The organism is Pseudomonas sp. PDM26, assembly GCF_019219185.1.
Lineage (GTDB): Bacteria > Pseudomonadota > Gammaproteobacteria > Pseudomonadales > Pseudomonadaceae > Aquipseudomonas.
In genome coordinates this window covers 161,194-174,317 of sequence record NZ_JAHUWC010000001.1, presented here as the reverse complement: position 1 = coordinate 174,317, position 13,124 = coordinate 161,194, and the positions used below count along the sequence as shown (strand labels likewise).

Here is a 13,124-nt window from a genome sequence, read left to right as displayed (position 1 = left end):
CCACGATTAAAGGAGACGACTTCATGCTGATGGTGATTTCACCCGCCAAGACCCTCGACTATGAAACACCGCCGGCGACCCAGCGCTTCACCCAGCCGCAGTACCTCGACCACTCTCAGGAGTTGATCCTGCAATTGCGTGAGCTGTCCCCGGCGCAGATCAGCGAGTTGATGCACGTTTCCGACAAGATCGGCGGGCTCAACGCCGCGCGATTCGGCAGCTGGACGCCCGCGTTCACCCCGGAAAACGCCAAGCAGGCGCTGCTGGCCTTCAAGGGCGATGTGTACACCGGCATGAATGCGCAAACCCTCAGCGAAGCCGATTTCGATTACGCCCAAAAACACCTGCGCATGCTCTCGGGCCTCTACGGCCTGCTGCGCCCGCTGGATCTGATGCAACCCTACCGCCTGGAAATGGGCACCAAGCTGGCCAACGCCCGGGGCAAGGATCTGTATGCCTTCTGGGGCACACGCATCAGCGAATGGCTGAACGAAGCCCTGGTCGATCAAGGCGATGACGTGCTGCTCAACCTGGCGTCCAACGAGTACTTCTCGGCGGTCAAGCGCAACGCCTTGAACGCGCGCATCGTCAATACCGAATTCAAGGATCTGAAGAACGGCCAGTACAAGATCATCAGCTTCTACGCGAAAAAGGCCCGCGGCTTGATGAGTCGCTTCGTCATCGATGAACGCATCAATGACCCGGCCACCCTCAAGCAGTTCGACGTTCAAGGCTATCGCTACAGCGCCGAACAATCCAAACCGGACAATCTAGTGTTTCTGCGCGATCACGCACCAGAGTGATGCATCCAGTCGGCGCACGACCTCCACATCCTCTCGTGCGCTGACCCTTGATTCACTTCAACCTTCCCCGTCATTTCGCCATTTTTATGGCGCCAAGAAAACATCGGCCGATTTTTTAACTTTAGTTTCACTCGACTTCGAACATTTTTTTGCGTAGTGGCACTGACTTTTTTTAACAGTAGTGGCAAAAAAATATCCCACCCAATGATCCGCCTATATATAAAGGGCGAAACGGCAAGTGCTATCAATTTGAGAGCAGTGCCATCTCTCTCAGTATTTCAAGAAATTTCAGATTTCACGATGAGCGGACTGGAACTATGTCCAAACGCGCCGCTCATACCACCGGTAACGATTCTCTCCGAACGTGTACGAGATAACTTACGCAGATAAGCGATTCATGTAGCGAAGTTGAAACACTAACTTGCGCTGAATAATCACTGATTTGGACAACAGCAATCGGACAGGAGATAACGCGGTATGACTATCCCCTACAAGGCCACGGCAGCGCCCCTATAAACGTGCTCACCCGAGCACCCAACCGCTTGATCCACGGGCTTTCGGCCTGACATCAAGCGTGCAAGGCCGTTGCACCTGCATCCTTCTGAAAGGAGGATCGGCTACATAACAGGGCAAATCATAACAACAAGGCCTAGTTGCGCACACCTTGAGTGCATTTATTTAGACACTCGTAACTTATATGCCAGCACAGGGCATCGTTGTGCCTGTAAGGCACACTTGCGAGTGCACTAAAACACGCTGAACACCATTAACTCCGGCCATCTAATGGCTTGATGTATACAGGCTTGATAACAGAGAGGTAATTGCGATGCGCATCAGCATTTTTGGTTTGGGTTACGTCGGCGCAGTCTGTGCCGGTTGCCTGTCTGCACGGGGCCATGACGTCGTTGGCGTCGATGTGGCCAAAGACAAGATCGATATGATCAATGCCGGCAAATCGCCGATCGTTGAACCAGGCCTGGGCGAACTTCTGGCACAGGGCATCCAGACGGGGCGTCTGCGTGGCACCACCAACTTCGCCGAGGCGATTCGCGACACCGACCTGTCGATGATCTGCGTGGGCACGCCGAGCAAGAAGAACGGCGATCTGGAACTGAACTACATCGAGGCCGTGTGCCGCGAAATCGGTTTTGTCCTGCGTGACAAGACCACCCGCCACACCATCGTCGTGCGCAGCACCGTGCTGCCGGGCACCGTGGCCAACGTGGTCATCCCGATTCTCGAAGACTGCTCCGGCAAGAAGGCCGGCGTTGACTTCGGTGTGGCCGTGAACCCTGAGTTCCTGCGCGAAAGCACCGCGATCGCCGACTACGACCAGCCGCCAATGACCGTCATCGGCGAATTCGACAAAGCGTCCGGTGACGTTCTGCAATCGCTGTACGAAGAGCTCGACGCACCGATCATCCGCAAGGACATCGCCGTCGCCGAGATGATCAAGTACACCTGCAACGTGTGGCACGCCACCAAGGTCACCTTCGCCAACGAGATCGGCAACATCGCCAAGGCGGTCGGCGTCGACGGTCGCGAAGTGATGGACGTGGTCTGCCAGGACAAGACCCTCAACCTGTCCCAGTACTACATGCGCCCAGGCTTCGCCTTCGGCGGTTCGTGCCTGCCCAAAGACGTGCGTGCACTGACCTACCGCGCCGGTTCCCTGGACGTGGAAGCGCCGTTGCTCAACTCGCTGATGCGCAGCAACGAATCCCAGGTGCAGAACGCTTTCGACATCGTTTCCAGCCACGACAAACGCAAAGTCGCTCTGCTGGGCCTGAGCTTCAAGGCCGGTACCGACGACCTGCGTGAAAGCCCACTGGTCGACCTGGCGGAAATGCTGATCGGCAAGGGCTATGACCTGAGCATCTACGACAGCAACGTCGAGTACGCCCGCGTTCACGGCGCGAACAAGGACTACATCGAGTCGAAGATCCCTCACGTCTCGTCCTTGCTGAACTCCGATTTCGACGCGGTGATCAACAACTCCGACGTGATCATCCTCGGCAACCGTGACGAGAAATTCCGCGCCCTGGTGCAGGACGTTCCACACGGCAAGCAGGTGATCGACCTGGTTGGTTTCATGTCCAAGGCCACCAGCACCAATAGCCGGGCCGAAGGCATCTGCTGGTAACGCGGTATCTGTAGGAGCTGCCGCAGGCTGCGATCTTTTGGCGCCGGCGTGATTGCTGAAGATCAAAAGATCGCAGGCTTCGCCAGCTCCTACAGGGATTCTGGCGTCATCCAGAGCGGGTGCCGCCAGTTTTCACAGGCCTGCCTTAACCCCATCGGGCCACCCCAAAGGCTCGCCCGAGATCGAGACGGATGCAGATTATGCACAGGCTAAAACACGGCCTACTCCAGGCCGCCGGTTGGCTGTTCTACCTGAGTTTACTGATGGGCCTCGCCATGGCGCTGCCCGTGTCCACGTTCGACTCCGAGTCGAAGGACTTCATTTTCCTGATTGGCGCCGTGGGTATCTGGCGCTACTCGATGGGTGCCACGCACTTTGTGCGCGGCATGATCTTTCTGTACATCGTCTACCCGTACCTGCGGCGCAAAGTGCGCAAGCTGGGTAAAGCGGCTGACCCGTCCCATGTGTTCCTGATGGTCACCAGTTTCCGTATCGACGCCCTGACCACTGCGCAGGTCTACAGCTCGGTAATCCGCGAAGCCATCGACTGCGGCCTGCCGACCACCGTGGTCTGCTCCATCGTGGAAATGTCCGACGAGCTGCTGGTGAAAAGCCTGTGGAGCCGGATGAATCCGCCGTCCCGGGTCAAGCTCGACTTCGTACGCATTCCCGGCACCGGCAAACGCGATGGCCTGGCCTACGGCTTCCGCGCCATCTCCCGGCACCTGCCGGATGATCGCGCCGTGGTCGCGGTGATCGATGGCGACACCGTGCTGGCCGAAGGCGTGGTGCTCAAGACCGTGCCGTGGTTCCAGATGTTCGGCAACGTCGGTGGCCTGACCACCAACGAATTCTGCGAGGTGCGCGGCGGCTACATCATGAGCGAATGGCACAAGCTGCGTTTCGCCCAGCGCCACATCAACATGTGCTCCATGGCCTTGTCCAAGCGCGTGCTGACCATGACTGGCCGCATGTCGGTGTTCCGCGCCACCGTGGTCACCAACCCGGAGTTCATCGCCGACGTGGAAAGCGACTCGCTGCAACACTGGCGCCTGGGTCGCTTCAAGTTCCTTACCGGCGATGACAAGTCGAGCTGGTTCAGCCTGATGCGCCTGGGCTACGACACGTTCTACGTGCCCGACGCGGCGATCAACACCGTTGAACACCCGCCGGAAAAGAGCTTCATCAAGGCCAGCCGCAAACTGATGTTCCGCTGGTACGGCAACAACCTGCGCCAGAACTCCCGTGCCCTGGGCCTGGGGATCAAACGCCTCGGCGTGTTCACTTCGGTGGTGCTGTTCGACCAGCGCGTGTCGATGTGGACCTCGCTGCTGGGCCTGACCGTGGCGTTGATCGCCAGCTTCAAGTATGGCACCGCGTTCATCCTGGTGTACCTGCTGTGGATCGGCATCACCCGGTTCATCCTGACCTTGTTGCTGTCGTGCTCCGGACACCGGATCGGCCCGGCCTACCCGGCGATTCTCTATTACAACCAGATCGTCGGCGCGCTGGTGAAGATCTACGTGTTCTTCCGCCTCGATAAACAGTCCTGGACTCGCCAGCCCACTTCTCTGACCCGTGATCTCGCCAGCTTTCAACGTTGGTTCAACACCTGGTCGTCTCGGACCATGACCTTCTCTGCCGGCAGCATTTTTGTCGCCGTGCTGCTGTTGATGGTCTGACCGAACTCGCCTGAATTAACTAGGAAAACGCCCCCTATGAATACCGCCGTCAACGCCAACGTAGTGCATGAATCCGAAGCCCAGCGCCAACACGCCCGCGTGAAAATCCCGGCCAAGCTGCGTTTCTTCGGCCCCGACCGGACACCGGTCGAAGCCCGGGTGATCGACCTGTCCGCCGGTGGCCTGGCGTTCAACGCCGGTCAATTGCCGCTGAAGATCGGTGACGTGTACAAGGCCCGCCTGCAATTCCTCATCGACAACCTCGGCCTGGCCATTGACGTCGAATTGCAGGTCCGCTCCTTCGATCGCGAGACCGGACGCGCCGGCTGCCAGTTCCAGAACCTGGAACCACGGGACATCTCGACCCTGCGCCACCTGATCACTTCGCACCTGGCTGGCGACATCGTCAGCGTGGGTGAAATGCTGGCGACCCTGCAGCGCGACAACTTCACCAAGGCTCGCAAGATGAAGGACGGCGGCCACGGCATGACCGCGTTCGGCCGCCTGAAAGCCGTGACCTTCAGCCTGGGGGTCTTCGTTGTCGGCCTGACAGCATTCGGCTTTGTTTTCAAATCGGTGTACGGCATGTACTTCGTCAGCCACGCCCAGGCCGGTCTGGTCAGCGTGCCGGGCGTGAACATCACCATGCCTCGCGACGGTACCGTGCAGAGCCTGGTGAAAGCCGACGGCGTGGCCGCCAAGGGCGCACCGCTGGCGACCTTCAGCACCAGCATGCTCGACGTGCTCAAGGGCCATCTGGACGAAGACCAACTGGCCCCGGCCAAGGTTGCAGAACTGTTCGGCAAGCAGATGACCGGCACCCTGACCTCGCCGTGCGACTGCACCGTGGCCCAGCAAATGGTTGCCAACGGTCAGTACGCCAGCAAGGGCGACGTGATCTTCCAACTGGTCCCGCGGGGCGGCGAAGCCAACGTTGAAGCGCGCTTCTCCTATCGCCAGTTCGGCGACGTGCGCCCGGGTACTTCGGTGCGCTTCCAGATCGCTGGCGAGGACAAGAGCCGCACCGGCAAGATCGTCAGCAGCACCAGCCTGAAAAGCGCCGATCTGTCTTCGGACATCCGCGTGCTGATCCAGCCGGACGAAACCCTGGACAGCTCCCTCGCCGGCCGCCCGGTGGAAGTCAACAGCGACCGTGGCCCGAACCTGAACTGGCTGATCGACAAAGCCATGGCTGTCGGTCTTTAAGTCGAGGACATGCTTGTGACCATCACAAAAATCTCGAACACACCGCAATCCCTGTGGGAGCGAGCCTGCTCGCGATGGGCCGGGGTCGCGCTCGACCGACGCGGTCTGTCTGATGTACCGAGTTGCCTGCATCGCGAGCAGGCTCACTCCTACATGGGAACACTGTGTGCAGTGGCATTGGCGGTGAGCCTGGCCGGTTGCGCCGGCCTGCCCGACCAGCGCCTGGCCAACGAAGCGCTCAAACGTGGCGATACCGCCACCGCCGCGCAGAACTACCGGCAACTGGCAGACCTGGGCTACAGCGAAGCGCAGGTCGGCCTGGCCGACATCCAGGTCGACAGCCGTGACCCGGCGCAGATGAAACAGGCCGAGGCGACTTACCGCGCTGCAGCCAGCGTTTCGCCGCGCGCCCAGGCACGCCTCGGTCGCTTGCTGGTGGCCAAGCCCGGTTCCACCGAAGCGGAACAACACGAAGCTGAAACCCTGCTGAAAAAAGCCGCCGCCGCAGGCGAAGGCAACACGCTGATCCCGCTGGCGATGCTGTACCTGCAATACCCGCACAGCTTCCCCAACGTGAATGCGCAACAGCAGATCAGCCAATGGCGTGCCGAGAACAAACCGGAAGCAGGTCTGGCGCAGGTGCTGCTCTATCGCACCCAGGGCACCTACGACCAGCATCTGGATGACGTGGAAAAAATCTGCAAGGCCGCACTCAACACCAGCGACATCTGCTACGTCGAGCTGGCCACGGTCTATCAGAAACAGGCCAAGCCAGAGCAACAGGCCGAGCTGATCAAGCAGATGCAAGCGGCGCACGCCCAAGGCACCGTTTCGGCGCAGCGCGTCGACAGTGTCGCCCGCGTGCTCGCCGATGCGTCCCTGGGCAAGACCGACGAGAAAACCGCACAGTCACTGCTCGAACCGATCGCACCGGGCTACCCGGCGTCGTGGGTCAGCCTCGCGCAACTGCTCTACGACTTCCCGGAACTCGGCGACGTCGACCAGATGATGAAGTACCTGGACAACGGCCGCGCCGCCGACCAGCCCCGCGCCGAACTGTTGCTGGGCAAGCTCTACTTCGAAGGCAAACTGGTGCCGGCCGACGCCAAGGTCGCCGAAGAGCATTTCCAGAAAGCCGTCGGCCGCGAAGTCGCTGCCGATTACTACCTCGGCCAGATCTATCGCCGTGGCTACCTGGGCAAGGTCTATCCACAGAAGGCCCTCGACCATCTGTTGACCGCTGCGCGCAACGGCCAGAACAGCGCCGACTTCGCCATCGCCCAATTGTTTTCCCAAGGCAAGGGCACCAAGCCTGATCCGCTGAACGCCTACGTCTTCAGCCAATTGGCCCTGGCCCAGAACACCCCGCAAGCCACCGAGCTTGCGCAAACAATCCAAACGCAATTGCCGCCCGACCGGTTGGCCGAAGCCCAACGCCTGTTGAAACAAGAACAGGCCGTGCGCGGTGCCCTGAGCCCGAACACGCCGGAACTGCACACCCTGCAAGAAGAAGTCAGCGAGGAATCCCAATGAAGTTGAATCCATTCATGAAGGCCGGCATCGGCCTGACATTCGCGCTGATCTGGTCTTGCCCGACGCTCGCTGCGATGACTGAAACCAAGAACTTTGGCCTGGACGTGAAAATCACCGGCCAGTCCGAAGACGACCGCGACCTCGGCACCGCTCCCGGCGGCGACGTCAACGGCGTCGGCCTGGACCTGCGTCCGTGGGTCTACGGCGAAAGCGGCGCGTGGAGCGCCTACGCCATGGGTCAGGCGGTGACGTCCACCGACATCATCGAGACCGACACCCTGCAACAATCCGATGGCGCCGAGAACACCGACAACGGTGATCGCGAGACCAAGAAAAACTACCTGGCCATGCGCGAATTCTGGGTCGGCTACAGCGGCTTCACGCCCTACCCCGGCGAGATCCTGAAACTCGGTCGCCAACGCCTGCGCAACGACGACGGTCAATGGCGCGACACCAACATCGAAGCCCTGAACTGGACCTTCGACACCACCTTGTTACGCGCCAACGTCGGTATCGCCGAACGCTTCAGCGAGTACCGCACCGACCTCAAGGAGTTGTCGCCGCAAGACAAGGATCGCCTGCACGCCTACGCCGATGCCGCATACCAGTGGACACCCGGCAACTGGGTCGGCATTCGCGGTCATCACACCCATGACAATGGCAAGCTCGACTTCCCGGAGCCAGGTGTGCCGACAGATTCGCTGGACAAGAAACAGAACGGCGACATCAGCTGGCTCGGCCTGACCGCCGACAGCGACGCCTACAACTGGCGCAATACCAACACCGTCAATTACTGGGGCAGCATCACCGGCATGAGCGGCGACATCGACAAGGTCAACCCGCTGAACGCCGATGGCACGCCGCCGGCTGAAGCCAAGCGAGGTGAAAACCTCAATGGCTGGGCTACCGATCTCGGCGTGCGTTTGCGCCTCGATCCGCAATGGCAAGTCGGTGCCGCCTATGCCCGCGCCAGCGCGGAGTACGAACAGAACGGACTGGAAAGCAACCGCTCGAACTACACCGGCACCCGCTCGCGGGTACACCGTTTCGGCGAGGCCTTCCGTGGCGAAATGAACAACATGCAGAGCGCCACCCTGTTCGGTTCGTGGATGCTCAACGACGAATACGACGCCAGCCTGATCTACCACAAGTTCTGGCGCGTCGACGGCAACAAGCCGGTCGGCAGCAATGGCATCAACGCCGTCCAGAACAACACCGACGACGTCACCGGCGCGATCCTCTCCAGCACTTCGCTGCCGCTGAACGATGGCGAGAAAGACCTCGGTCAGGAAATGGACCTGGTGGTCACCAAGTACTTCAAGCAAGGCTTGTTGCCCGCGTCGATGAGTCAGGCGATCGATGAGCCTTCGGCCCTGGTGCGCTTCCGTGGCGGCGTGTTCAAGCCGGGCGATGCGTACGGCAAGGAAGTCGATTCGTACATGCACCGTGCGTTCGTCGATGTGATCTGGCGCTTCTGATGCGAACCGCGAAGGGAGTGCCCGACATGAACAGTGCCAAGAAAGGTTCCTTGACCTTGCTGGCCGGCGCAATGCTGCTGGCCAGCGCGGCTGCCTTCGCCAATGTGGAGCCGGCGGTGCCTCAACAAGGCAAGCCGGCCACCGTCGCCAAGGGACTGCAACAGGCCAAGACCTACACCGTCAGCAGCGCACCGACCGCGCCGCTGGAACTGGCCAAGCCGAAACTGCCGGACGTTTCCGGCTACACCGCTGAGGCTATCGCCGCGAAAATCGTGCGCAGCAAGGCCGGCAAGATCAGCGTGCGCCGGATGATGCAGGAAGACGCCCTGAAGGACTTCATCGGTGGTGACAACAAGATGGCCGAGTGGGTGGTGCGTCAGCACGGCATCCCCCAGGCGATCTTCGTCGACGACGGCTACATGAACCTCAAGGACCTGGCGAAGAAGCTGCCCAAGCAGTACTTCAGCGAAACCTCGCCGGGTGTGTTCCTCTCGCGGTTGCCGATCGTGGTCGGTCGCCACGGCATCCTGGAAATCGACAAGCAGACCCAGGAACTGCGCCTGTCCCAGGAGGCCGGTACGTTCCTGGTCAACGACGGCCAGCTGTTCGTTCGCGATACCAAAATCACTGGCTGGCGCGAGAAAGACAACGGCCCGGCGACGTTCACTTCGCCCAAGGAATTCCGTCCGTTCCTGCTGGCCTGGGGCGGTACCGAGACCTACATCGCCAACAGCAAGATCGCCAGCTTCGGCTACGCCAACAGTAAGTCCTATGGCGTGAGTATTTCCCAGTACACGCCAAACATGGCCAAGGTGCTCAAGCGCCCTGAGCCGACCGGCTGGATCGTCGGCTCCGAATTCTCGGACATGTGGTACGGCTTCTACTGCTATGAAACCCGCGACTTCGTGGTCAAGGGCAACACCTACAAAGACAACATCGTCTACGGCATCGACCCGCACGACCGTTCCCACGGCCTGATCATTGCCGACAACACGGTGTATGGAACGAAGAAGAAGCACGGGATCATTATTTCCCGTGAGGTCAACGACAGCTTCATCTTCAACAACCGCAGCTACGACAACCACCTCTCGGGGCTGGTGATCGACCGTAACAGCGTCAACAACCTGATTGCCCACAACGAGATCTACCAGAACCACACCGACGGCATCACCCTCTACGAGAGTGCTGACAACCTGCTGTGGGGCAACCGCGTGTTGAGCAACAAGCGCCACGGCATCCGCATTCGTAACAGCGTGAACATTCGCCTCTACGAAAACGTCGCCATGGCCAACGGCCTGACCGGCGTCTACGGGCACATCAAGGACCTGAGCAACACCGACCGTGACATCAAGCTCGACCCGTTCGACGCCCAGGTGTCGCTGATCGTGGTCGGCGGTGAGCTGGCGGCCAACGGCAGTGGCCCGCTGTCCATCGACTCGCCACTGAGTGTCGAGCTGTATCGCGTGTCGATGCTCGCGCCGACCAAATCCAGCGGCATCAGCTTCACCGGCATCCTTGGCGAGCGCCAGGATGAAATTCTCGACCTGCTGGTGCGCCAGCAGAAAGCCGTGCTGATCGACCCCGTCGAACGCCAGACCGAAATGCGGGACTGAGGATAATCTTATGCACCCACACCTGATCAAATTACTCAGCCTGTCGGCCCTGACCGCCGGCATTCTCGCGGCCAGCGGTGGCGCGCGTGCCGATGAAGTTGCCCCACCAAAATTCTCTGCCGAACCGTGCTGCAGCCTGTGCCCGGCTGCTCACGATCCGAAGAACTACACCACCCGTTACCAGCAGAACTTCACCACGCTGGTACAGGCCCAGGGTGACTGGTTGTTCCGTACTCAAGAAGACTTGCGCACCGAATTCGACACCACGCCCGCCGGCTACAAACGCATGAAGCAACTGCACGATGCGTTCAAGAGCAAAGGCGTGGAGCTGGTTGTCGTGTACCAGCCGACCCGTGGCCTGGTGAATCGCAACAAGCTCAACCCGGCGGAGAAAGCCAGCTACGACTTCGACAAGGCACTGAGAAACTACAAGTCCATGCTCGGTCGTTTTGCGCAGATGGGCTACGTCGTTCCGGACCTGTCGCCGCTGACCAACGAGTCGTTGCCCGACACCCTGCCCGCCCACGATTTCTACTTCCGCGGCGACCAGCACTGGACCCCGTACGGTGCCCAGCGCACGGCGAAAATCGTCGCCGAGAAGGTCAAGCAATTGCCTGAATTCGCCGACATTCCCAAGCGCGAATTCGAGACCAAAAAGTCAGGTCGCATGGGCAAGACCGGCACCTTGCACAACATGGCCGGCCAACTCTGTGGCACCAGCTACGCAATCCAGTACATGGATCAGTTCACCACCGAGCCGAAGGGCGAAGCGGGCGATGGCGACTTGTTCGGCGAGTCCGGTAACCCGCAAATCACCCTCGTGGGTACCTCCCACAGTGGCAAGAACTACAACTTCGCCGGCTTCCTCGAAGAGGCCATCGGCGCCGACATCCTCAACGTAGCGTTCCCCGGCGGCGGCCTGGAAGGTTCGATGCTGCAGTACCTGGGCAGCGACGAGTTCCAGAAGAACCCGCCGAAGATTCTCATCTGGGAATTCTCGCCGCTGTACCGCCTCGACCAGGAAACCATCTACCGCCAGATGATGGCGCTGCTGGACAACGGTTGCGAAGGCAAGGATGCGCAGATGTCCGGCAGCGCCACGCTCAAGCCGGGCAAAAACGAATTGATGGTCAACAGCAAGAACCTGGACCTGCGCAACGGTAGCCACCAGGTCGACATCCGCTTCGCCGACACTTCGGTGAAAACCCTGCAAGCCACCCTCTGGTACATGAACGGTCGCCACGAGGACATCAAGATCGACAAACCGGAAACCTCCGAAACTGACGGGCGTTTCGCCTTCGAGTTGCGCACGGACGAAGACTGGGCCTCGCAGAACCTGCTGGCCGTCGAAGTCCAGGGCCCGGAACAAGCCGGTGCCGCGCCACAGAAAGTCGAAGCGAAAATTTGCAAACGCAACGTTTTCCCGGGCGCCGAGCAGCGTACTGCTTCGGTCGGGCAATGAGGTCTGCCATGCGCAATCCGAAATTTTCAACACTGTTGGCACCGACGCTCTTGAGCCTGGCGATGTTCGCCGGGGCCACGCAAGCGGCTGCGCCACTGCGTCCACCCCAGGGCTATTTTGCGCCTGTGGATAAATTCAAGACGGGCGACAAGAGCGAAGGCTGCGATGCAATGCCGACGCCGTACACCGGCTCGTTGCAATTTCGCAGCAAGTACGAAGGTTCGGACAAGGCACGCGCGACCCTGAACGTGCAGTCGGAAAAAGCCTTTCGCGAGAGCACCGCCGACATCACCAAGATCGAGCGCAGCACCAGCAAGCGCGTGATGCAGTTCATGCGTGACGGCCGTCCGGAACAGCTGGAATGCACGTTGAGCTGGCTTGCTACTTGGGCTCGGGCGGATGCATTGATGTCCAGGGACTTCAACCACACCGGCAAGTCGATGCGCAAATGGGCGTTGGGCAGTATGGCTTCGGCATATATCCGCCTGAAGTTTTCCGACTCCCACCCGCTGGCCACCCATCAACAGGAAGCCCAGTTGATCGAAGCCTGGTTCAGCAAGATGGCCGACCAGGTGGTCAGCGACTGGGACAACCTGCCGCTTGATCAGACCAACAACCACTCGTACTGGGCCGCCTGGTCGGTGATGGCAACGTCCGTCGCCACCAACCGCCGCGACCTGTTCGACTGGGCGGTGAAGGAATACAAGGTCGGCGCCAATCAGATCGATGCCGACGGCTACCTGCCCAACGAACTCAAGCGTCAGCAACGGGCGCTGGCTTACCACAACTACGCCCTGCCGCCGCTGGCGATGATCGCCAGTTTCGCCCAGGTCAATGGCGTGGACTTGCGCCAGGAAAACAATGGCGCACTCAAACGCCTGGGTGACCGGGTACTCGCCGGGGTGAAAGACCCGGATGAGTTCGAGGAAAAGAACGGCAAGGAACAGGACATGACCGACCTGAAAGAGGGCATGAAATTCGCCTGGCTCGAACCGTTCTGCTCGCTCTACACCTGTACGCCGGACGTGCTGGAGAAGAAGCACAAGATGCAACCGTTCAAGAACTTCCGCCTCGGCGGTGATCTGACCAGGGTCTACGACCCGGCCAATGAAAAGGGCAGCAAGGGTTCTTAGACCAGACACCCCCCCTGTAGGAGCAGCCTTCGGCAGCTCCTACAGGGTCGGTGTCGAAAGTAGGTTTTGTG

9 protein-coding genes are annotated in these 13,124 nt (G+C 60.2%); all 9 read left to right on the top strand.

Going from position 1 to position 13,124, the window contains the following annotated elements; all coding sequences use genetic code 11:
- Window positions 1-23 precede the first annotated feature (23 nt).
- The 9 genes from yaaA (at window position 24) to KW849_RS00775 (ending at window position 13,053) form a co-directional block, all read left to right on the top strand.
- Window positions 24-803 carry a peroxide stress protein YaaA gene (gene yaaA / locus KW849_RS00815; protein ID WP_218426806.1) on the top strand — a complete coding sequence of 260 codons (780 nt, stop codon included), beginning with the start codon at window positions 24-26 and terminating at the stop codon, window positions 801-803.
- 826 nt (window positions 804-1,629) lie between these two features.
- Entirely contained in the window at window positions 1,630-2,946 is a 1,317-nt protein-coding gene (locus KW849_RS00810; protein ID WP_046041959.1) for a nucleotide sugar dehydrogenase, read from the top strand.
- Between the two features lie 200 nt (window positions 2,947-3,146).
- Window positions 3,147-4,628, top strand: a complete 1,482-nt coding sequence (gene alg8, locus KW849_RS00805; RefSeq protein ID WP_371319101.1) for a mannuronan synthase — start codon at window positions 3,147-3,149, stop codon at window positions 4,626-4,628.
- Window positions 4,629-4,664: 36 nt separating this feature from the next.
- A complete protein-coding gene (locus KW849_RS00800; RefSeq protein WP_218426804.1) occupies window positions 4,665-5,834 on the top strand; it encodes an alginate biosynthesis protein Alg44 in 1,170 nt (389 codons plus the stop codon).
- Between the two features lie 153 nt (window positions 5,835-5,987).
- Window positions 5,988-7,367 carry an alginate biosynthesis TPR repeat lipoprotein AlgK gene (gene algK / locus KW849_RS00795; RefSeq protein ID WP_256357038.1) on the top strand — a complete coding sequence of 460 codons (1,380 nt, stop codon included), beginning with the start codon at window positions 5,988-5,990 and terminating at the stop codon, window positions 7,365-7,367.
- On the top strand, window positions 7,364-8,845 hold the full coding sequence (locus tag KW849_RS00790; RefSeq protein WP_108214946.1) for an alginate export family protein: 1,482 nt from the start codon (window positions 7,364-7,366) through the stop codon (window positions 8,843-8,845). Before algK ends, KW849_RS00790 begins: the two co-directional genes overlap by 4 nt.
- A 26-nt stretch (window positions 8,846-8,871) precedes the next feature.
- Entirely contained in the window at window positions 8,872-10,458 is a 1,587-nt protein-coding gene (gene algG / locus KW849_RS00785; protein WP_108214945.1) for a mannuronan 5-epimerase AlgG, read from the top strand.
- A 10-nt stretch (window positions 10,459-10,468) separates the two neighbouring features.
- Entirely contained in the window at window positions 10,469-11,920 is a 1,452-nt protein-coding gene (locus tag KW849_RS00780) for an alginate O-acetyltransferase (RefSeq protein WP_218426799.1), read from the top strand.
- An 8-nt stretch (window positions 11,921-11,928) separates the two neighbouring features.
- Entirely contained in the window at window positions 11,929-13,053 is a 1,125-nt protein-coding gene (locus KW849_RS00775) for a mannuronate-specific alginate lyase (RefSeq protein WP_218426797.1), read from the top strand.
- Window positions 13,054-13,124 lie beyond the last annotated feature (71 nt).

Excerpts from the sequence above, each read along its gene's own strand:
- yaaA (WP_218426806.1), top strand. The coding sequence starts at position 24 with ATGCTGATGGTGATTTCACCCGCCAAGACCCTCGACTATGAAACACCG.
- KW849_RS00810 (WP_046041959.1), top strand. The coding sequence starts at position 1,630 with ATGCGCATCAGCATTTTTGGTTTGGGTTACGTCGGCGCAGTCTGTGCC.
- alg8 (WP_371319101.1), top strand. The coding sequence starts at position 3,147 with ATGCACAGGCTAAAACACGGCCTACTCCAGGCCGCCGGTTGGCTGTTC.
- KW849_RS00800 (WP_218426804.1), top strand. The coding sequence starts at position 4,665 with ATGAATACCGCCGTCAACGCCAACGTAGTGCATGAATCCGAAGCCCAG.
- algK (WP_256357038.1), top strand. The coding sequence starts at position 5,988 with ATGGGAACACTGTGTGCAGTGGCATTGGCGGTGAGCCTGGCCGGTTGC.
- KW849_RS00790 (WP_108214946.1), top strand. The coding sequence starts at position 7,364 with ATGAAGTTGAATCCATTCATGAAGGCCGGCATCGGCCTGACATTCGCG.
- algG (WP_108214945.1), top strand. The coding sequence starts at position 8,872 with ATGAACAGTGCCAAGAAAGGTTCCTTGACCTTGCTGGCCGGCGCAATG.
- KW849_RS00780 (WP_218426799.1), top strand. The coding sequence starts at position 10,469 with ATGCACCCACACCTGATCAAATTACTCAGCCTGTCGGCCCTGACCGCC.
- KW849_RS00775 (WP_218426797.1), top strand. The coding sequence starts at position 11,929 with ATGCGCAATCCGAAATTTTCAACACTGTTGGCACCGACGCTCTTGAGC.